Annotated in this window: 20 protein-coding genes and 1 tRNA gene; 4 read left to right on the top strand and 17 right to left on the bottom strand. The window is 44.9% G+C overall.

The window, feature by feature from the left end; all coding sequences use genetic code 11:
* The 15 genes from AAB400_00870 to AAB400_00800 all read right to left on the bottom strand — a co-directional run.
* The coding region (locus tag AAB400_00870) for a Fic family protein (GenBank protein MEK7648454.1) at positions 1-646 on the bottom strand (646 nt) is incomplete at its 3' end.
* A gap of 274 nt (positions 647-920) precedes the next feature.
* Positions 921-991 (bottom strand) — tRNA-Gln (locus AAB400_00865).
* Between the two features lie 56 nt (positions 992-1,047).
* Positions 1,048-1,338, bottom strand: a complete 291-nt coding sequence (locus AAB400_00860) for a hypothetical protein (protein ID MEK7648453.1) — start codon at positions 1,336-1,338, stop codon at positions 1,048-1,050.
* Between the two features lie 6 nt (positions 1,339-1,344).
* Positions 1,345-2,424, bottom strand: a complete 1,080-nt coding sequence (gene dnaX / locus AAB400_00855; GenBank protein MEK7648452.1) for a DNA polymerase III subunit gamma/tau — start codon at positions 2,422-2,424, stop codon at positions 1,345-1,347.
* A 23-nt stretch (positions 2,425-2,447) separates the two neighbouring features.
* Positions 2,448-3,128 carry a hypothetical protein gene (locus AAB400_00850; GenBank protein MEK7648451.1) on the bottom strand — a complete coding sequence of 227 codons (681 nt, stop codon included), beginning with the start codon at positions 3,126-3,128 and terminating at the stop codon, positions 2,448-2,450.
* A 76-nt stretch (positions 3,129-3,204) separates the two neighbouring features.
* The gene (locus AAB400_00845) at positions 3,205-5,757 is read right to left on the bottom strand and encodes a type IV secretion system DNA-binding domain-containing protein (protein MEK7648450.1); all 2,553 of its coding nucleotides are present in this window, start codon (positions 5,755-5,757) and stop codon (positions 3,205-3,207) included.
* A 15-nt stretch (positions 5,758-5,772) separates the two neighbouring features.
* Positions 5,773-6,267, bottom strand: coding sequence for a hypothetical protein (locus AAB400_00840; GenBank protein MEK7648449.1), 495 nt, complete (start codon positions 6,265-6,267; stop codon positions 5,773-5,775).
* Positions 6,268-6,281: 14 nt separating this feature from the next.
* Entirely contained in the window at positions 6,282-6,809 is a 528-nt protein-coding gene (locus AAB400_00835; protein ID MEK7648448.1) for a hypothetical protein, read from the bottom strand.
* A 29-nt stretch (positions 6,810-6,838) separates the two neighbouring features.
* A complete protein-coding gene (dnaJ, locus tag AAB400_00830; GenBank protein MEK7648447.1) occupies positions 6,839-7,936 on the bottom strand; it encodes a molecular chaperone DnaJ in 1,098 nt (365 codons plus the stop codon).
* A gap of 8 nt (positions 7,937-7,944) precedes the next feature.
* Entirely contained in the window at positions 7,945-9,834 is a 1,890-nt protein-coding gene (gene dnaK / locus AAB400_00825; protein ID MEK7648446.1) for a molecular chaperone DnaK, read from the bottom strand.
* A 47-nt stretch (positions 9,835-9,881) separates the two neighbouring features.
* Positions 9,882-10,454, bottom strand: a complete 573-nt coding sequence (locus tag AAB400_00820; GenBank protein ID MEK7648445.1) for a nucleotide exchange factor GrpE — start codon at positions 10,452-10,454, stop codon at positions 9,882-9,884.
* A gap of 11 nt (positions 10,455-10,465) precedes the next feature.
* Positions 10,466-11,161: a hypothetical protein gene (locus tag AAB400_00815; protein ID MEK7648444.1), complete on the bottom strand. Its 696-nt coding sequence runs from the start codon at positions 11,159-11,161 to the stop codon at positions 10,466-10,468.
* 80 nt (positions 11,162-11,241) lie between these two features.
* Positions 11,242-11,715, bottom strand: coding sequence for a hypothetical protein (locus tag AAB400_00810; protein MEK7648443.1), 474 nt, complete (start codon positions 11,713-11,715; stop codon positions 11,242-11,244).
* 87 nt (positions 11,716-11,802) lie between these two features.
* On the bottom strand, positions 11,803-15,609 hold the full coding sequence (locus tag AAB400_00805; GenBank protein MEK7648442.1) for a hypothetical protein: 3,807 nt from the start codon (positions 15,607-15,609) through the stop codon (positions 11,803-11,805).
* A gap of 202 nt (positions 15,610-15,811) precedes the next feature.
* Entirely contained in the window at positions 15,812-16,780 is a 969-nt protein-coding gene (locus AAB400_00800) for a tRNA-dihydrouridine synthase (GenBank protein MEK7648441.1), read from the bottom strand.
* A 101-nt stretch (positions 16,781-16,881) separates the two neighbouring features.
* Here AAB400_00800 and AAB400_00795 point away from each other — a divergent pair, with 101 nt between their 5' ends.
* Positions 16,882-17,523 carry a hypothetical protein gene (locus AAB400_00795; GenBank protein ID MEK7648440.1) on the top strand — a complete coding sequence of 214 codons (642 nt, stop codon included), beginning with the start codon at positions 16,882-16,884 and terminating at the stop codon, positions 17,521-17,523.
* Positions 17,524-17,673: 150 nt separating this feature from the next.
* Complete coding sequence (locus AAB400_00790) at positions 17,674-18,795, top strand: Xaa-Pro peptidase family protein (protein ID MEK7648439.1); 1,122 nt, start codon at positions 17,674-17,676, stop codon at positions 18,793-18,795.
* Positions 18,796-18,853: 58 nt separating this feature from the next.
* Here AAB400_00790 and AAB400_00785 read toward each other — a convergent pair whose 3' ends face one another.
* Complete coding sequence (locus AAB400_00785; GenBank protein MEK7648438.1) at positions 18,854-19,051, bottom strand: cold shock domain-containing protein; 198 nt, start codon at positions 19,049-19,051, stop codon at positions 18,854-18,856.
* Positions 19,052-19,286: 235 nt separating this feature from the next.
* Between AAB400_00785 and AAB400_00780 the strand changes: the two genes are divergently transcribed.
* Both AAB400_00780 and AAB400_00775 read left to right on the top strand, forming a co-directional pair.
* Positions 19,287-19,556 (top strand): ribbon-helix-helix protein, CopG family, encoded by a 270-nt coding sequence (locus AAB400_00780; protein ID MEK7648437.1) that lies wholly within the window; start codon positions 19,287-19,289, stop codon positions 19,554-19,556.
* Complete coding sequence (locus AAB400_00775) at positions 19,543-19,968, top strand: PIN domain-containing protein (GenBank protein ID MEK7648436.1); 426 nt, start codon at positions 19,543-19,545, stop codon at positions 19,966-19,968. The genes AAB400_00780 and AAB400_00775 overlap by 14 nt, the downstream gene beginning before the upstream one ends.
* A 12-nt stretch (positions 19,969-19,980) precedes the next feature.
* Here AAB400_00775 and AAB400_00770 read toward each other — a convergent pair whose 3' ends face one another.
* Positions 19,981-21,171, bottom strand: a complete 1,191-nt coding sequence (locus tag AAB400_00770) for a hypothetical protein (protein MEK7648435.1) — start codon at positions 21,169-21,171, stop codon at positions 19,981-19,983.
* Positions 21,172-21,248 lie beyond the last annotated feature (77 nt).

Raw genomic sequence — 21,248 nt, 5'->3', positions numbered from 1 at the left:
CAAAAGATTTGTAGTACTCTTTTTTCTCACGGTCCCGAATGATAATAATCGGGAATCCTAGACGCTGAAGCTGGTACGAGATCAACACGCGGCCAATACGACCATTGTCATCGCAGAACGGATGAGTAGTTTCAAAGTCCAAATGGAATTTAGCAATCTTGTCTAAAAAGTAAGCAGACATATTGCTTGTGTATTCGGTAATGGTAGAGCCGATCAATCCCTCAACTTGTTCCGGAGCTGGAGCTATGTGTGTACCAACTCGGACATATTCGCCAGGGGCCCGAAAACGGCCAGCGATCTTATCGTCAATACCGCCGATAAGAATTTGATGCAAGAATAGTATAAGCTCTCGGTTTATTTCCGTCTCTTTGGATTTATTACGAATGTATTCGATGACTCGAGCAAGATTTTTTGCCTCATAGACTTCACGCAAGGAAATGGTACGAGCGACCTCCATATCCAAAAGAATCTTTTCGGTCTCCTTGAGGGTAAGAGTTGAGTTCTCGATAGCGTTGGAGTTGTAGACACTCTCTGGCATTTCAGCCTCATCGATCATGATCAAAAGAGAGTCCTTACCTTTTCGGAGGACGTCATACTCGGCCTTGAGAGCCTGAATGCGATCTTTGATTGGTTTGGTTGTTGCCATAGCTTTATATGATTCCTATAGAGACAGTGTAGCCTATTTATCTCTAAATGTCAATCTTTAGTGAATGACTTGCAATTATTACTTCCTATTCACTAAAGATTTTCTGAAATTGTGCGGCTCGAACCGCCTCCTCGCGGGGCGAGAGGCGCGAGTGGATTTTAAAAAACCATGGGATTTTGTTTTTGATTTTAAGACAAATCTGGAATTCAGGCAGGGGGATTCAAATACCAAAAATCTCCTTGGAGAGGAGATTTTTGCACAAAATGCATTTTTCCTGCGGGACATGGATTCGAACCATGATATCGACTTTCAGAGAGTCGCGTCCTGCCGTTAGACGATCCCGCATTAGGCGATTGTTGATGGAAATACTACTACAACTATGTGAATATATCAAGAGGAATCTATTGTTGTTCACGAAGAAGCGATGCTGCTGCTTTCAGTACGCGCTCAACAAGCTCGATATTCTCTGGCTTTCCGTCTTCTAGTTTTTTGGAAAGTGCATCAGTAAGTCCTTTTGCAGCATTCAGAAGCCGTACGGTTTCTTTGGGCGAACGCGCTTCAAGTATCGATTTCATCATCACATCTCTGAGGTTATTCATATTCTTATCATTCAACCTCAATATCTGCTTGCCACTCTCACGCTCAAGTATTCGCTCTTCTAGTGATTGCTGCTGTTTTGTTTCAATGTTCATATTACATTACATTGATGCGCGGACTAACGCCATTTCGATAGGCAAAAAGGGACGCGGGCAAAAACGTATTTCTTTATGCGCATCGAGCAGGTATCCGATACGTGCTGAGATATCTGAAGCCTGCATACCGCCTATTACAGTATCCATTTCCTGAAGTTGTCCCTTTGCCACATGATCAGAAAGATCTTCTCCATACGAACGAAGCATGCAATCTCGCAAATAATCGATTGCTTCGTTTAAAAAAACAATTGCATCACATCCTTTCTCCTGTGCTTTCTTAATTGCATCAAGGCCGTCTCTGGCAGATGCTATTAGCATGCTTTTGCAAAAAACCTTCACGAGTTCTGTATTTGAAAGTGGAAAAATAAGCGCTGCATCCTTGAGAGTAATGGTTTTGCCGGGCAAGGAAAGCACCTGCCCCAACAATACTTCGGCATCACGCTGAAAGCCATCTGCAAGGGTGACAACCTGTTCCAATACTGCCAGCTCGCATGTACGCTCCTCCTGAGTGCAGAGGACTTGCAATCGAGCAAGACTGTCATCAGGTGAAATCTTTTTAAAATCAAAGCGCTGACAGCGTGAAAGAATGGTAGCCGGAACTTTATGCAGTTCGGTTGTGGCAAAAATAAAAACAACATGGCTTGGCGGCTCTTCGATGAGTTTCAATAATGCATTAAAGGCGGATAGCGAAAGCATGTGCACTTCATCGATAATGAATACTTTTTTTGTAAGGAGTGAATTGCCTACGCGCGCAGCAGCGATAATTGTGTCACGGACATTATCGACGCCGGTATTCGATGCGGCATCTATTTCCATGATATCAAGAGTTGAACTATCAAGAATTGCTTTGCATGCATCGCACGTATTGCATGGCTCTGCATTGTTTGCTTTTCGCTTTGTACAATTTAATGCCCGAGCAAAAATGCGCGCGGTTGTCGTCTTGCCGACAGCACGTGGGCCGCAAAAAAGATATGCATGCACGGTTGAACCCTGCACAAGTTCATTGACAAGTGTTTGTTTGATATGTTCTTGCCCTACAACATCTGCAAATACGAGTGGACGATATTTTCGATAAAGTGATGACATACAAGCGTAGTGTTCATGCTATGTTATATTTTTTTAATGATATTTTCCACCGCCGCCCAGGTGCTCTGGGCTGACTTGGGAACAAGAACGATAACCTCATCACCATGAACACCTTTGTAATAGGTAATACTAGCAGTCAAAACACGCCAGCGGCGTTCCCCAATACGCACAGAGTAATCTCGGGAATCAGATTGCTCAAGCGTGCCGATAAGCCTCTGACGTTCAGCAGGACCTATTTGTTTATAAATGAATGATCCACTGGGTGACATGGTCAATTTCATGGAATCACCTTCGATAAGTTTTGATTTAGAAGCATAATTTGCAGGCACCGAATACACCCTGCCAAAAGCATCAATCATCGCCTCTCCATTGAATACGCCCTCAATAATTTTTTGTTCGGGAATACGAATATCATCTTTCGATGGCGAGAGATCCACAAGTGTTGCTGCAATCGTTTCTTTCATCAATACGCTCTGTGTGGCAGTGATTTCTTTGATGGTACTTTGCTGAACTGTATGCGTAGACTGAAGCACCTTCAATGCTTCAAGGGCATGCGTGAGCGAGCGCAGGGCATCTTCAATAGCAGAGCATGCCATAGATAGCTGTTCGCTCTGTGGCGTATCCTGAACCGGCTTGGCAATGCGGTCTTGATATAATCGATCACTCTGGGATAAATACCGAGCATTAAACAATTCATCATGCATAGTAATACACAAAATAGGCTCTCGAGGCAGTGCCTTTATTTCATCTTAGCATTGAAGGGTGTTTTTGCAAGACAGCCTAGATATCCCAGTCGTCATCACTTTCATCGTCGCCGCCAAGTTTGCTTTTCTCAAAAATTTCCGCTTCCACAATTGCTTTATCGCGGCCGAATTTATAGCGCGAAAGTTGTTTGATTGCTTCAGCAATTCTCTGGTCTCCAGACGGATCTCTGGGTACTTTCATGCTAAAGGGGCGGGCTTGCTCGTTCTTCACCATGAGTTTGACATACGCAGTGTAGGCTTCAATATTCATGACATCAAATTCATTGAATGTCGGGGCAAGTTGTTTGGCAATCATTTCTGAATCATCCACGCCTATGCGATACACAGCAAGAGTACCGACATTTCCAAATACGGCATCCCGCACCTTGGTGTCTCCTTGTTTTGGTGAAAGTTGCGCAACGTATTGATGTGCCATAATAAGATTGAGTTTGTATTTTCGAGCTTCAGACAAGATGGTTGCAATACTGTCCGTAATAAAGTTCTGAAACTCATCCATATAGAGAAAGAAATCTTTTCGTTGGTCTTGGGGAATATGAACGCGCTCGAATGCAGCCATTTGCAGTTTTGTCACCAATATCATACCCAACAACTTCATATTCATCTCGCCGATTTTACCCTTTGATAAGTTCGCCAAAAAAATCTTCTGATTATTCATGATGTCGCTAAAATCAAAACTTGAGCGCGGTTGACCGATAATATTTCTCATCATGGTGTTTTCGATAAATGCACCGATCTTTGATACCAAGTATGGCAACATCTCTCCCTTGGTCTGTCCCGATGTTTGCGGCAACTCCTTTTCCCAAAACGCTCTGATAATAGGATCGGTAACATGTTTGAGTTGGAATTTTTGGAATTCTTTATCAGTGAGAATGCGGGGAATTTCTACAATGGTGTTTGGATTGTTGATATCCGACATGAGCGTAAGCATGGCATTGCGCATATAGTGCTCAAACATCGGACCGATCATGGATGGATCGCTTACCAGTTTATAGAAAATGGCGATCATTTCTCCGGTTGCAAAATCTTTTTCTGCTTCGCCGTGCACTTCAAGCATATTCAACCCCATTGGTCGATCGGTATCTCCCGGATCAAACAAAATGACATCATCGGCGCGTTCAGGCGGTATATTACGCAAAATAGCTTCAACTGCTTCACCGTGAGGATCAATAAGACAGCACCCCTCGCCATTCTTAATATCTTGGATCATCATATTTACCATGATCGTAGACTTACCGGTACCGGTTGTACCGATAATATACATATGCCGCCTGCGATCATCGCGAAGCATATGAATGGGAATGCGCTTCCCGCGAAAGACACTCTCGCCGAGAAGAATGCCTTCTTTCGGCACATTATGCGGCGGCGGAGCGGTGCGTGCTTTGAGCCATTCGATATTTGGCGTTTCTGTTGTGGAAAGAGGTAGGTGGTAGATGCTCGCAAGTTCTTCGGAACTTAATATGTACTTCTGTTTTTTGCGCCCAATAAAGGAACGATAAATAACGCTTTTGAGAAGGCGGCGCTTAGAAAAAATTCTCTGTTTTGCAAAAGATATGCCTGATTCTTGCCCTGAATATTGTCCGAATGCATGGACGATGTTATACAAATGCATTTTGGCAATATGCGCCTGGTCTGCACTTGTTACTATGCGCATATTCACTTCAAAACCAACCTTACCGCATTTTTCATCTATACCCTTGATAAGCTCTTGTTCCAGCGGCGAATGCTTATACATATGAGCAGGAGTCTGTTGGCTCATTTGCTGCTGACTACTGGAACGCGAAGAAAACATCGCTCCGATTTCTGAAATGATTGTATGCGCTATTTTTTTCCAGACGTTTGAGTGAAGTTCCTGCAAGCCCCTTCCCTGCTGCATACGTCGAGCGAGCCGATGCCCTCGCTCCCCCCAGCCATGCGGAGCTGTTCGCACCAGAAGCTGGATTACTGCTGTTTGATTCTTCTCTACCTTCGCAAGAGCGTTCGTAATGCCATTCAATGGGTCTGAATCCATTTTTTTATAGGTTTTAAAGGGGAAAACAGTGTCCTTACTTATGAGCATTGGGGCGCAAAATACAACTCCTTTAGGCCGAAAAATATTAAAATCTTCAACATCGGTTATTGTTGCCGATGGATACTGGGCGTGGAGCTGCTGTTGAAAAAATTGGATAAGAAACCGCGGCACCACGGCATAAAACCTTATGAGCCCATCCATTGCAACCATTTCGAGTGAAATGTGGTCTTCGCGCCCCAAAAAATATGCCTTAAACCGATTGCGCGAACGCACATGCCCAAGCGCAGAATAAAACGCTTCCATGACGGCTATGAGTTCTTTATAATCTTTTTTTGAGGATTTTTCTTCTTCCTCCTTCTTTGCACCTTCTTTCGGTACGCGTATCTGAAATACTTTTTTTTCCATTGCATGCGAAACCAGGTGCATGCGACGAAGTACATGGCGAACTATTAGCATGACAACATAGCCTACAACCCCCAGCACAAGCAACCAAAAAACCAGCGCATAGGTTGGGTTGGTTGCAAGTGTTATTTGAATACTTCCAAGAATGCCTCCTTCCATAGGTGGTTGGTTGAATTATTGTTCTTCTTTGAGATTCTCCTTTAGCTCAAGTATCTGTTCGGTCTTTATTTTCACTTCTTTTTCCAAAAAAAATTTATTCATGCCTGGCAACATCGAAAGCCATATGCGTATGAGATGGAGTATTTCAGAAATTTTTACCTTTACGTTTTTTAATAATACTTCAATGCGCGCCGCAGCCTTTTCTCCCTCTTGCTTGAATCTTACGCGTTCACTTGGGGAAAGCGACATGTACAGCTCCTTCAAATCTTCGGCAAGAATGTCTTCGATATCCTGCTGAAGCTGCGTTTTTACAGCAGGCATCGGAGGTGGTGGGGGCATCTGTACGGGCAGAGGAGGCTGTGGCAATTCTTTTTCGCCCGCCTCAACCCTTGGAGGAGCTTTTTTTTCACCACGAACTTCAATGACGCCTTCTTTTGAAATTTCCGGCGCCAACACTTTCTCAGGCCTGTGGGGCGCTTCTGGTGTTGGTAACTTCATGCCATCTGGCATATATATGGAGGGTATTATCTCTGAAGTGGTGGCGGATGACTCTTGAGCATCATCATGCCAATAACCGGGGCGACCATCCAAAACGAACGTTGGATATCCCCGGTAAAAAGCGCTTGCGCAAGACCGCTGGGAAAAACTTCACGGGGAACAAACATCAAAATGCTTGCCATCAGGAGTCCTACTTGAAAAAAGCTGAGTATGAGCGCCTGCAGCCAATTGTGCCCCGCATCTGTACGCATTGACATCTTTGTGGAAAATACCAGAAAAAAAATAAGAAACAATCCAACAAAGAGCCCCAGGCGATACCACGGATATAGATCTGATGGCTGGCGACTTAAGTATTGGATGATTAATGGCGTGTTGAGTGATAGTGCAAGCGCGCTATACAAACTCACCAATACCAATGCAAGCCGTTCACGGCTGACAAAAAAAGAATAAATCAAAACAGCAGTGACAAAAAAAATAAGCGTGAAGGCATCCCAACTTGGCATGTTGGTAATCGCCGCAGGGTCGATTCGAATGTTGAGTGCAAACTCTGGCATGGCAGTAGTATACCACACCGCGTGCCTACCTACAATCCTTCTTTTTTAAGCTGTTCAAATAATTCGCGCTGTTTTTTTGACAATTTATTTGGAACTTCAACGGTGAACCTAACAACCAAATTGCCTCTGCCTGATTTGTTCAAATAGGGAACGCCGAGATTTTTTAGCTTTATGAGCGTACCTGTTTGTATGCCAGGTTCTATAATAAGACCCGTCGGACCATCGAGCGTTTCAATAGTTACTCTATCGCCAAGCACTGCTTGAGAAAAGTGCACTGTCAATTGCATCAATATGTCGTTTCCCTCTCGACTAAATCTCCTATCTTGTTTTACCCTGACATTTACATAGAGGTCTCCGGCTTCACCGCCATAAGGAGGCACTTCCCCCATACCCTTGAGACGAATTGTATTCCCATCATCTATGCCGGCCGGAATAGAGAGTGTGATTGTTTCCTGGGCTTTCCGTACTCCTGTACCGCTGCATTCGCTACAGAGATTTTCAATGCTTTTTCCTGTTCCATGGCATGATGTACAGCCCGCGGCCGTTTGCATAGTTCCAAAAATCGTATGCTTCATCTGAGAAACAGTACCGCTCCCCTTGCAAACACCGCACTGTTTGATTGAAGATTTTTCTTCAGCTCGACTACCCTTGCACCGCTTACACTGAGCGGTTTTTGATAATGTAATATCTTTTTTTGCTCCCTTTATGCTTTCAGTAAAATCGATGCTTATACTCAAGCGCAGATCGCTGCCACGGCTTTGCTGGGCAGACTTGCGATGGGAACCAAATCCAAAAACATCGCCGAACAGATCGCCTATATCTCCCATATCCACATGAACGCCGCCGCCGCCAAAACCACCCTGACGCATCGCATCTTCCCAGGAAAACCCTCCCTGTCCCTGCCCCTGTGCGCCTCCTTCAAATACGCGGCCGTATTGGTCATACTGCTGGCGCTTGGTTGCATCAGAAAGCACTTGGTATGCTTCGTTGATTTCCTTGAACTTTGCTTCGTTACCCCCCTGTTTATCTGGGTGGTACTGGTGCGCCAAACGCCTGAATGCCTTTTTTATTTCATCGTCAGAAGCATTCTTTTCAATACCAAGCATGTCGTAATAATTTTTACTCATTGTATTTACTAGTTCTTCTTCTCGAAGTCAGCATCAATAGGTCCCTGATCGCTCTGTGTTTGTCCCGGTTCCTGTCCTGAGCTGCCTTCCTGTGCCGGCTGATCTTGATAGAGTGATGCGCCAATCTTTGATATCACTTGGTTTAGCTCATCGAGCGCAGTTTTGATTGCTGCACTGTCATCGCCGTCTTTCACTGCTTTGAGAGCAGAGATCTTCGCTTCGATTTCTGTTTTTACTTCTGCAGGGATCTTTGCTTCATGTTCTTTGAGTGTCTTTTCGCTTTGATAGACGGTACTATCTGCCATGTTTTTAACGTCAATCAGTTCGCGCTTTTTGCTATCTTCTTCCGCATGAAGCTCTGCATCAGCGCGCATTTTTTCCACCTCATCTTTAGAAAGCGATGTTGAGGCGGTGATTGTGATTTTCTGCTCTTTATTCGTCGCCTTATCTTTTGCAGATACATTAAGGATGCCATTTGCATCAATATCAAAGGACACTTCGACTTGTGGAACGCCACGGTGTGCCGGAGGAATGCCATCCAGTATAAAGCGGCCTAATGATTTGTTATCTCCCGCCATTTCACGTTCTCCTTGGAGTACATGCACTTCAACTGATGTCTGATTATCAGCTGCTGTTGAGAAAATCTGGCTCTTTGAAATTGGAATTGTCGCATTGCGCTCAATAAGACGTGTCATCACGCCGCCAAGCGTTTCGAGGCCAAGTGAAAGCGGAGTAACGTCGAGCAAAAGCACGTCTCGGACTTCTCCCTGAAGAACACCGGCCTGAACTGCGGCGCCAACAGCAACTACTTCATCGGGATTAACGGTTACGTTTGGTTTTTTGCCAAAAAACTTTTCCACTGCTTGTTGGACAAGTGGCATGCGTGTCATACCGCCCACAAGGACAATTTCATTGATATCCGATGCCGACAAACCTGCATCACTCAATGCATTACGGCATGGCACGAGCGTACCTTGTATTAAATCGTCCACAAGTTCCTCGAGTTTTGCGCGTGTCATCTTGATAACAAGGTGCTTGGGACCTGCGGCATCCGAAGTAATAAATGGCTGATTTACTTCAGTCTCTACTGCTGTTGAAAGCTCAATTTTTGCTTTTTCCGCAGCTTCTTTCAAGCGCTGTAACGCCAATTGATCTTTGGATAAATCAATACCCTGATCTTTTTTAAATTCAGCAATCAGCCATTTGATAATCTGTTGATCAAAATCATCACCCCCGAGGTGTGTGTCGCCATTTGTAGCCTTCACCTCTACCGTATCATCCCCCACTTCCAATACGGAAACATCAAACGTACCGCCGCCAAGATCGTAGACAACGATTTTTTCGTCTTTACGTTTGTTAAACCCATAGGCAAGCGCTGCAGCTGTCGGCTCGTTGATAATGCGCTTTACATCGAGACCTGCAATCCTACCCGCATCCTTTGTCGCTTGGCGCTGCGAATCATCAAAATATGCAGGAACAGTAATGACTGCTTCGGTGATTTTTTCGCCAATCCGCTCTTCCGCATCGCTTTTTAGTTTTTGAAGAATCATTGCTGAAACTTCCTCGGCGCTGTATTCCTTGCCTCCCATGAGAACTTTTACGCCTTCTCCGCTTTTCACAATTTTATAAGGAAGCAAGCCGACATCTTTCCGTACTTTGTCATCACTGTAGCGGCGCCCAATAAGGCGCTTCACTGAATAAATGGTATTTTCGGGGTTTGTCACTGCCTGGCGCTTTGCAAGAAGGCCGACTAAACGCTCGCTGCTTTTCCCCATAGCAACAACCGAAGGAGTTGTGCGGTTGCCTTCGCGATTTTCCAACACCTTTGGCATGCCCGCTTCAATAATTGCCATGCATGAGTTTGTTGTTCCAAGATCTATTCCTAATATCTTTGCCATACGTGAAATGTTAGATTTATGATTTTTTATGAATGGTTACTAAATAACTATTCTCCCTGCGTTTCTGCTTCTTGAACTTCTTTTGCTTCCTGAATCTTCGCTTCCGGCTCTATTCTCTTATTAACAATCACTTTTGATGGTATAACGACCCTGCCATGAAATGTATACCCGCCATCTGTTTCTTGAGTGACAACCCCATCGTCGAAATCATCCCTTCGTTCATTGCCAACTGCCTGATGGAGCGATGGATCAAATGCCTTGCCCACTGAGCCCTCCATCTCTTCAATACCCATACCCTTGAGCACCTCTTTGAGTTGACGGTAAATCTGTTCAATACCTTTCACCCATTCAGACGGACGGAGTTCTTCTGTTACATACCCGAATGCCTTTCGGAAATGCTCAGAGATAGGCAGGAGCTGCATCACAAGTGCGTATGATGCAAACTGTGCCAATTCTTTCGAACGTTTTTCCTGCTCATTTTTAAAATTAATATAATCTGCTTTTGCGCGCTTCCAGCCATCAAGATATTCTTCATTTTGCTTTTTGAGCGCATCTGCTGATTGTGTAAGCTCATCTATTTTTTTGAGAGCTTCTTCGATCGTAAGCTGTTCATCGTTCATACCTTATACTATTATGAATCTTGAAGTACCTGCTGAGCTGATGTAATAATCGCTTTATTACGTCCATACTGCATCCTCATGGGCCCTACGATACCAATAATCCCCTGTGATCTGCGATACCGGCACTTTGCGAGTATGGCACCGCACTGAGGGGCCAGGGCATTCTGCTTGCCAACCCACACCTCGGGTTCATAGCCAATACGCGGGAAAATATCTTCAATGATATCATCGATTTTTTCCACGATATCTGCTAATGCCGCAGCAACTATTTTGTCATTTGACTCCGGTTTGTCGTAGAGGCGGCTTAATCCGGCTGCATACGTATGACAGCCATCAAGCGCACCAAAGCTGATTTCACCGGATAGCTCTGAAATGGTCCTACAGAGCATTTTAAGCCGTTCACTGCCATCATCTTCATCGCTCTGCCATGTGCGCATCAATGATTGCTCGGCATGATGTGGCAGTCTCACGGGTTTGAGATGTTGGATATAGAGCTGATACCCCCGTTCGGTTGGGATACGACCTGCAGAAATATGGGGTTGGAACAAATGCCCAAGCTCTTCGAGTAGCGCCATTTCGTTCCGTATTGTTGCGGAGCTATAGGGCAGATGGTAGCGCTGCATCAGCGATACCGAGCCGACAGGCTCGCCTGAAAGTATATAGGAATCAATGATTCTCATCAAGAGATCGATCTTTCGCTGGTCCATACATCACACTATTAGCACTCAATACCTAAGACTGCCAATAGTATAGGCAAGAAAAACATCCCTGTCAAGAGAGGTATTTATTATGCCTGTTCGAATGTTTTCCCGTCATTGATTGCTTCGATATACCGCTTCACACCCAATTCGTCCTGCCTATCAGAATACTGCAATTGTTCATACCAATAAAGTGCTTTCTTTGTATTTCCACTCTGGTATTCAACATGTCCCAATCCCATCAATGTGCGCATTGTCGCGCGCTCATACAGATGGTTCCAGTCGAGTTCTTTGGGCCATGCATGGTGATAGTGAACATCAAGCAGATAGTGTGCTTCCTTGTACCACCGCGCAGCTTCGAACATATCTCGATGATTCAAGTTGACAGCTGCCATACCATTGTGAGCATCGATCACTTCAAAGGCGTGGATGTGCGGATCGTCTTCATGTTCAAGTACCTGGCGAAAACAGCTTTCTGCTTTTTCCATATTTTCCACCTCAAAAGCTCCCCAGCCCTGGTCAACAAGTTTTTTGTAATGCGATGTAAGATAATTGACAAGCATAGTACTTCTTTAGTATAGCTCTCCATAATGATACGTCAAAAGGCTCCGCATGCATCTGCGGAGCCTCGGGTATCTACCAACTCTTCATTATCGCTTTACGAGATATGTTCGAGAAGTGCCAAATCCCAACAATTGCGAGATATCCTTCGATGCCTGTATCATTTCCTTTACTTCCTTAACATCTGCCGGTTCAATTTCATCCTTTTCGAGTATCCCTCCGAGCTCTTCTGAAACTGATGCTTCATTTTGTAATTTCAGCTTACTATTAAGCCCATCAATGAGTGTATTCATGGCGTTAGCGGTTTTAACAACACTTACTCGCTGCTTAGTATTCAATGTATCCTCGCGTTTCTCTAGGGATTTCAACTGTGCATAGGGGGCTTTTGCGCGGCGTATAGCTGTTTCAGCTGTTGTACGCTCTCTCAATGCCGCGCTTCGCGCCTTACCCTTCAAGCCGCTTTCTGCTTTCTTCATTGAAGCAACTTTTGCCGCATAGGAAGCAAATTGCCCATTCACGCCGCCAACACCATCCTCTTTCCCGTCTTCGCCATAAAGTAATTTGCCCAAGTCTTCAACAGAACCGGTATCTGCAAGCTCATCCTCGATATCTCTGAATCTGCTCTCAGTGAAACTCCTCAAGAAGGTAAGTGTTGAACTGCCAATAACGCTTTTCATATTTTTTGCAAGTTCACTCCGAGCCTTCGTGATCTGACTATTGATTACCTTGATATTTGCTTTCACATCATAGTTTTTTTCCGAAAGAGCCTCTTGAAGGGAAGCGGCCTCCTCTGCGAGCGTGTTCAGTCGTTCATTCAGTAAATCAGCGGCATTTTTCACCTTAAATGAATTATTTATTGTCGGAATATAGCGCTTATTGATGGTCGAGAGGCTTGAGGCAAGCGCATCTGCTTTACGCTGAACATTATCAGAATAGGATTCCGCAGACATAATCGATTCCAGAGAACTCCTGCTTTCTTTTGCGGTCGATTCAAGGATACCGGAGACATTAAGGCTAGCCTCTTTAAGTGTTGCAATCTTCTCTTCAAGGGTATCAAGGAATTTTTCTGTATCAACAAAATCAAGCTTGATCTTATTCAACTGTCCAACTTTCAAGTCTTCCAGGAGTTTCTGTGCGGTATCAACACTGCCATCTTTTTCGATTTTTGCGCTACGAGCATTTAATATCTTTGCCACTTCACGGTACGAGTCGGCATTCGCTTTTGTGAACGTATGGAGTTTTTGCTTATACCCCTTGATTTCATCAACTGCCTTTTGCGCACTCGTATAGCCATCCTTATCTCTCTTGCCACGCAACTCAACTGTTGCACTCTCAAGATCTTTCAATATGCTTGATAGATCAGATTCTCTGCTTGTCTGCTCTTCCGGAGTCAACACTTCTTCGGGCTTAAGCTTTACCGGCACTTCTACCTGCCGCTTCTCTGCAGGGCAGGTGCCATCGCTGGACCGCTGCTTACCCCCTGAACAGGACGGTTTTGCTGGTTCCTCAATAGCAGCATTAGAGGGACACTCCGAAAGTTTTGACACTGCATATTTCTTACCGTCGGGACACACACGCATACCATCCTTTGGTTTATTTGGGCACATTGGCAGCTTATTGCACCAGCCAGACGGCATTACCGGCATCATTGCTGTTGCTGTTGTCATCGGCTGAGGGCCGCACATTGGCATCATAAAACTCGCAGAGGATTGCTCACACCAATAACCTTTCATTTCCGCACTTTCGCATTTTTCTTGTGTATTTGGAAATTGACTACAACTCCCTGACGTATCTTTGCCCCACATACATTTCTTTGGACCAAAATCAAATTCTTCACAGGTTCGGCTTCCCGGTACACATTCTCCCCAATATTTATCATATTGGCACCATTTGCCGTTGTATTTTTCGCACGAGTCTTTCTTAAAGGGCCAATTGAAAGGGCAGCTTTCATTTTTCATTGCACACCAGCCGCGATCATGATCTGGATCAATCCACATATCTGCAGCCGGCATGTCACCTTCCATATCGCACCATTCACGCCCCTTTGCCTTACAGAGCTCCATCTTCTTTACCGGACAGCCGGACGGATTACACCATTCATTTGTTTCTGTCTTACCATCCCATGTTTTATAGGTATCACTGCACCACTCCATGGATTCATAACCCTTATCTTTGCTTCGCGCTTCGCACATCTGCTGATTGCAGGGCATCATACATTTATCAGTCGTATCTGCGCAGCTACCCCCTTGATCCCCAGCTCCGCTATAGCCCTTATGCGGACACCACTGCCAGCGGCTTTCGCCGGATACATTCTTTGCTTTGCAACGTTGTTCCGGAGTCGTTTTTGAAAGATCAGGACAACTTGCGCCAAGAGAGCATTCATATCCACCCTGTTCGCTCTTACAGGCAGTATATCCCTTGCCACATGTTGGAGGACTGTATGTCCAGCATGTAGAGCCATTATTCTTGCATTCACCGCCCGAACCACTCATACTCCATGGGCACCAGTGTTTACCATCAGAACATTCGGTGGACTGCTCCGTGCAGGATTTATAACAACCCGCCTTTCGAGTAGGCGATTCTCCACAATATGCAAGGCCTTCAGAACATGTCTGTACAATACCTGGGTGCCCATTCTTACAATCCCATGTGGTTTGGGCACAGAATCCCATTCCACCGGTAAATGTGGCTGAACACCATTTCATGCTTGTATTTTTGAAACACTCCGTTTTCATCTCTTCTTCTGTCTTTGTGCCACCCGAAGTGCAGGTAGTTCCCTTTGGTATGCAGGATTTTTTATCATTACACCAGACTTCATTGGTGTTTGCACATGTGTAGGTGCCGGATAATTTTGAACAATCTGTTCCCGATGGATAACACACACTATCTGCACAGCGTACAGGGTTCGTTGCGGGACATGCTGTCGTTGTGTTTCCCATACTGGGACAGCTCTGTTGAGCCGCTGTTGGTGTGTAGCAATAATTTTTCTTGTTAGTATCGTCCCAGCAAAATTTCTGGCCAGACGTACAGCATGTATCCGTATTTTTCACGCACATGCCTGGTGTAGCCGCATCAGCTGCGCCACACCATTTCATATCCGTCCATTTTGCACATTCTGTTTTTCTCTGCTCCTCGGTCATGGCGCCGCCAGTGCCTCCGGTACTTGTTGTGCCACATTTCCAGTCATGGCTTGACTGATCCCACCACCATGAACCATTTGAACATGCTGTTGTGGGAGCACACTTCTCATAGCAGCCTGCTGGCATACTGCCAGCTGCAGGGCATGAGACCATAGGAGATTGACAGGATGTTGTTCCTGTACCTCCTGCACCAGTTGTTGAAGGGCAATTCGGCTGAGATGCTGTTGGACAGTAGGGATACATACCGCCTGAGCTATTAGAGCATTGTATTGACTGCTTATTATCTGGGCAGCTTGTTGTACTTGAAGCTGTTGGGCAGGTGGTATAGCATCCTGCGGGACTGCTACCCATAGCCGGGCATTGCACCTGACCAGATGGACAGGAAGAACCGCTTCCTGAGCCACCGGAAGTGCTTGGACATGTAGGATTACTTGATGAAGCACACATTTCATAGGATTTTCCACTCGAATCAGTGCAATTGAGCTTTGTCATTCCCGAACCGCACATCATGGGACAATTCGGCTGAGCAGCAGAGGTAGTATAACAATAGTTCTTTTGAGTATTCGGATCCCAGCACTGCATTTGGCCGCTCATACATGACGAACTGCCGCTTGCCGTTGGGCAGGTCGTATAGCATCCTGCGGGACTGCTTCCCATAGCCGGGCATTGCACTTGACCAGATGGACAGGAAGAACCGCCAGTCGTACCACCTCCATCGCATTCTGAAGCTGTTGTGACGCACTTAGACTTTGACATACACCACCATTGAGGTGTGGTACACTGGTTGTTTGCTGTTTGGGCTGATGTCATCAATGCCGACGAACCCAACCAAAGAAAAATAAAAAACCCGCCAATCAAGAGGGTTCTCTGAGCAATTCTCATCATAATGAGATACATTAAAAATTAGCTGCGCCGAAAAAAGTGCGCAAAAGCATTAAAGTTAGTAGCAGTATACCACTTATTCTAATATCAAGGAGTGGAAAACTTTTTCAACCTCTTGCGCACTGTGGCACGACATAAACTGTATGCGCAAATCTTTTGCACCATCAAAGCCGGAAACATAGGCTTTAAAATGTTTTTTAATAATCTCAAAGGATTTTATTTCATGAAACAATTCATCAAATAATAATGCATGCTCCACCATCACCGAAAGCTTTTCGTAAATTGAAGGCTGGTTCGTACGTTCTTTATTAAATAGCCAGGGATTGCCGAAGATGCCCCTTCCGATCATGACCCCATCGCCGCCAAATGTACTAAGCCGTGCTCTACCATCCCCACAATCTCTGACATCGCCATTACCGATAAGAAGAGGTCTTGGACCGGATCCGCAATGCTCTTTTAGCATATCAACAACCTCCGGCATAATCTCCCAATGAGCAGGCACATCAGACATCTCTTTGCGCGTACGTAAATGCAACGTAAGCGCAGCAGGTTCTGTCTCCAAGAGATACGGAAGCCATTCAGCGATTTGAATAGTGTTATACCCTATGCGTGTTTTAATGGATACCGGCAACCCGGCAGCACCCCGTTTTGTCTCTGCAATCACACGCTGTGCGCGCTTTGGATCCTTCATGAGCTCTGCCCCTGCTCCCTGCTTATTGATACCCCTGTCGGGGCAACCCATATTGATATCTATCCCGTCAAAACCACGTTCGGCTATCAGCTGTGCTGCTTGATAGAAATGTTCCGGCTCTGCTCCAAAAATCTGCGCCACAATGGGGCGTTCGCTTTCGCTAAACCAGAGGTCTGGCAGGAGTTTCTCCTTCCCTACCGAACAGAGCCCATCCACAGACACAAATTCCGTCCACATCACGTCAGGCTTGCCATATTTCGCTATAATACGCCGAAAAGCTGCATCTGTGACATCTGCCATGGGTGCCAGAGTAAAAAACGGTACTTCGAGTTTTTGCCAAAACAATCCTTGCATAATCTACCTATTTTACCTTTAAATATAATAAAAAACAACAAATACCCCTTGACAAATGCCCTAAATATGTATATAATAGCTCTTATGTCGTCCTTTGACCTATGGTTAGTATACGAGCAGATTTACTCATTGGGAATATCGCGTATTCGGTAACACGAGAGGCGTTTCTGCAATATAAGGAGCTCAAAAATGCGGATCGGAAAAAGCCGATTCGAGATACCCTATTACTCGATAAAATCGGGCATATCCTGGAAGGCACGCGACTTGACCATTCCAGAAGTCCGGAGGGATACATGATAGACGGAGTAGTCTATCCTCTCTTTTATAGAGTAAGTAAGCAAAATGCCTATCGTCTCGCGATTGTAAAGGCAGGGTATCACATAGTTGTGGGAATCGAGCCCTGTGTGCCAACCGATGATGCAAAAAGCGTCGTAGTGCATGAGATCGATTTCCATGGCGAAATCCTTGGGATCACCGACCACGCACTTGAGAGATTTTTAGAGCGCTGGATTCAGTATGAAAAAGACGCCCCCCTAGATACGCTAAAAACGTTGCAGAAAATAGTGAATAAGGCTGAACCCGACGAGTTAAGCCCCGCACTGCGCGTGCTACGACTTATCAACAATGGTTGTGTTCGGACGCAGTACTTGCGGTTTGGACCATGGCGACTGATCATCGTAGATGAAGAAATGGGAAGTGCAACAAAAGTGCTCGTGACATTTGAGCGAAGGACTCGCACCTAGCGACCCCCGAATATCAAAAACTCGGCGGATACCCCCTTCGCTTTTTTTATTGGGTCAATATTGCGTCAATACTCCTCGACACCACCGCAACCATATGCTACCTTGCTTCTTGATGTACATTACCAAATGACCATCATGAATATCATATCTATGCCAAAACTCATGTACGCAAGTAGCAATAGGAATAGTGAAATGTTCTATGCCGTGCGCCTTCCCATACCCGACCCATTCTTCTATCTTGATACGGGCGAGCAAAAATATGTCTTTCTTGACCATAGGGAATACGGTGTCTTCGAGGAGCACAATTCAAATCCGGATATTTCACTTGTCCTCGTTAATCCCCTGAGTAAACAGGCAAGGGATTATCCAAACACTACACGAGTGACAAATAGGCTTGCGCGAGTGATTCTGGAAGCCTATGGCTTAAAAAATCAAGTCATCGAAGTACCTACCAGTTTTCCGCTTGATATGGCCGATTATCTTCGCTCTGAGGGGTTCATCCTTGCAACTTCAAATCACTTCTTTCCTGAACGACTTATAAAAAGCCTACGCGAGGTGGCAGCTATTCGAGAAGCTCTTGTCAGAACCCAGCATGCATTCCGAGCAATCGAAACCATACTGCGCGAATCCCACATAGAAGGTGATACTATTATCTATCAAGGCGGCATTCTCACAAGCGAATATCTGCGAAAAGAGGTTGACCTTCTGTTGTTTGGTCATGATATGCTCAACAGCGAGGGACTCATTATTTCCTGCGGATCTCATGCCGCCATTCCCCATCATCAAGGTTCCGGTCCTATACGACCACATCAGACGATTGTCTGCGACATCTTCCCAAAGCATCGTACAAGCGGTTATTTTGCAGATATGACCCGGACGTATGTAAAAGGTACGCCTTCTGATCAGGTACAAGCGATGTATAATGCGGTTCTCGATGCCCAGATACGTGCATTTGAAGAAATAAAGCCCGGAGCACTGCTTTCCGCACCCCACCAACGATGCGTGGATCTATTTCTAGAACGAGGATTCCATGTTGGCGACCAAGAAGGTTTTACTCATGGCACGGGACATGGGTTGGGAATCGATGTCCATGAGGCTCCCTATGTGAGCGCCAGCGCTACGAATGTCTTTGAAGTGGGACATGTGGTTACCATCGAACCGGGACTCTATTATTCCGCGGTGGGAGGCATACGCATAGAAGATGTTGTGGTGGTGACCGAAGAAGGTTTTGAAAACCTTACGCGCTATCCCACAACACTTGCGATTCCATAACACAAAAAGAACCCGCAACCACCAAATGGCGGAGCGGGTTCTTTTTTATATCACGCAATTAAACTCGTTGTACGTTGACTGCGTTTGGTCCTTTTTCCGACTCTTCTATTTCGAAGGAAACGTTGTCGCCTTCTTGAAGTTCTTCAAAAGTGACACCGACAAGAGATTTGCTATGAAAAAACAAATCCTTTGCTTGGCCTTCGACCACAATGAATCCAAAGCCTTTATCTGTCTTCTTTTTGATTACACCTGTCATAGATATAGTATAATAGTAAATAAATGCACTCAATAATTTACGGAAACTCGACGATTTTTTCTCAAAAAAAATATTTGTGCGCCATTACGACAGTAACGGCACTTGTGCTTATCTATATATATACGGTAAAGTCCTGTTTTTGTCAATTTATACGGCATAGCTAGTGATATCATCCTTGATTTGACATGCATACACCGTGGTGTATAATACTATTATTAGATCTAACGTTTTCTTTATGCAACGTACGCAAATTTATCTCCCTCGCACACAACTACTAGCCGTAAAAGAAGTAGCACGTCGACAGGATACAACAACATCTGAAGTAATTCGAAAGCTTATTCAGCAGTATGTGCAGACTAACGCTCAAGATAAAAAAAGGGCTAAAACAAACAAGAGTTTCTTTTCTCAAACAAAATCTGTGATAAAAAAAATCAACAGAATTGGTGAAAAGGGACCCATGGATTTAGCAAAAAATATGGATAGATATCTGTATGGGGATATCTAGTATATTTCTTGATTCAAGCTATTTAATAGCCTATTTTAACACTAATGATGCCCTTCATACGCAAGCATGTGAGATTGGTAAAATTCTGAAACCCGAGATCAATCCACTTATTATATCAAATTATATTTTTCTTGAGATCACAACGGTGTTGTCACAAAAAGCTGGTAGACACCTGGCGCGTACTGTTGGTGAATATATACTTTCTACCTCATCTATTCGCTGTATCCATATTGATCCATCACTTCACCATAAAACATGGACATTATTTCAGACTATTGGTCAGAAGGATATTGGCTTTGTTGATTGCAGTATTATTGCGGCAATGAAAGCTGAAGGGATCACTACCCTTCTGACATTTGACACGCATTTCAAAAAACTTCAGAAACATCATCGTTTTTCACTTTATGCATAAAAAAGAGCCGCCCTAAGGCTGGCTCGTTGATACAGTTAGTGTGTATCGCATTGCGGCAAGGATGGTTTCATTTTTCGCTAACGCACGTTCTTTTTCGTCTTCTCCCTTGCGTGAAATATCGCTCCAACGCTTAGATTCTTTTTCAACTCGATCGTGATATGCGCTAATCTCTAAGTCCAAGCGAGCTAGTACACCTGCATCTTCAATCGGATGCAACTCATGAGCCATCAGCATAGCGCCCTTGAGTGCAGTTTCGTGACCCATGACATTTTCGCGAAGAAAAAGGTCGCATTGTTCCAGGATATAGAGTGAAAACCTGCGGCGTAAGCTGCTGTATGCCAATCCACTCAAATATTCAAATAGAGACGGTATATTCATGGAACTCATTCTATATACTCCGGTGGATTCGGGCTTGAATCGCTGATGCATCTCAAGAATAAACTCAAGCTGCGCAGCCAAACGATCTGCATAGGAGCCTGGATTCTTCCCCTTTATACAACGAACAAGAAATACGTACTTACCGAAAATTTCCGCAAGGATTTCCTGATCATCGGCATGCGCTTCCATCTTTGTCTGAACAGCATGCCGAATACGCGCATCGAGATAATCCCTAAGTTCAGACTTAAGAAATGGCCAACCCTTGTGAGTGGCACCGGAATAGAGGCAATGGAGGGGGTGCCTATCAAAGTTATCAAATGAACGCACCATCTCTGCCGTGGCGATAATATCCAAAGCCTTACACGCGATCTCTCGATCGACACTATTAAGAACAGTAACAAATTGCTCGCCATATTCTCCTGTAGTATAGTGGAGATGATCCTGCCTATCACCCGTGCAATTGGCGATAATGGCAAGTGACCGTGCAACAAGTTCCGCAAAAAAAGTTTTGAGGTTGCTACTCTTTATCTGTCTTGAAAAAGAGAGTTTTTTCCGCTGGTACGGGAAGTAGATCGGCAATGGATGAGCCGTAAACGGTGCGACAGCGAGCACAAGTACTCGCGCCTTATATTCATCTTCGTACGCCTCGTCATCAAGAATCTTCTCGAGAGGCTCGGTCGAATAGCCGCAACAGGGGCCGGGCAAGACTTCGTCAGCGAATTTTTTCCATGCTTTGTCACCCTTTTTGGTAAAAAGGTTGCTGCGCCAACTGTCAATGAACGCGTCAAGCGGTCCGGGAAGTTCACTTTTCTTATCGTTTCCCATGATCTTTGATAGTCGTAATGCTACTGGTTTTGCGAGGTGGTGTCAATGGTATTCAGTAGTCATTTAGGAATAAAAAA

Source organism: Patescibacteria group bacterium, assembly GCA_038065255.1.
Taxonomy (GTDB): Bacteria; Patescibacteriota; Patescibacteriia; order JACQRZ01; family JACQRZ01; genus JBBTRI01.
This window is presented reverse-complemented; position numbering and strand designations above follow the sequence as displayed.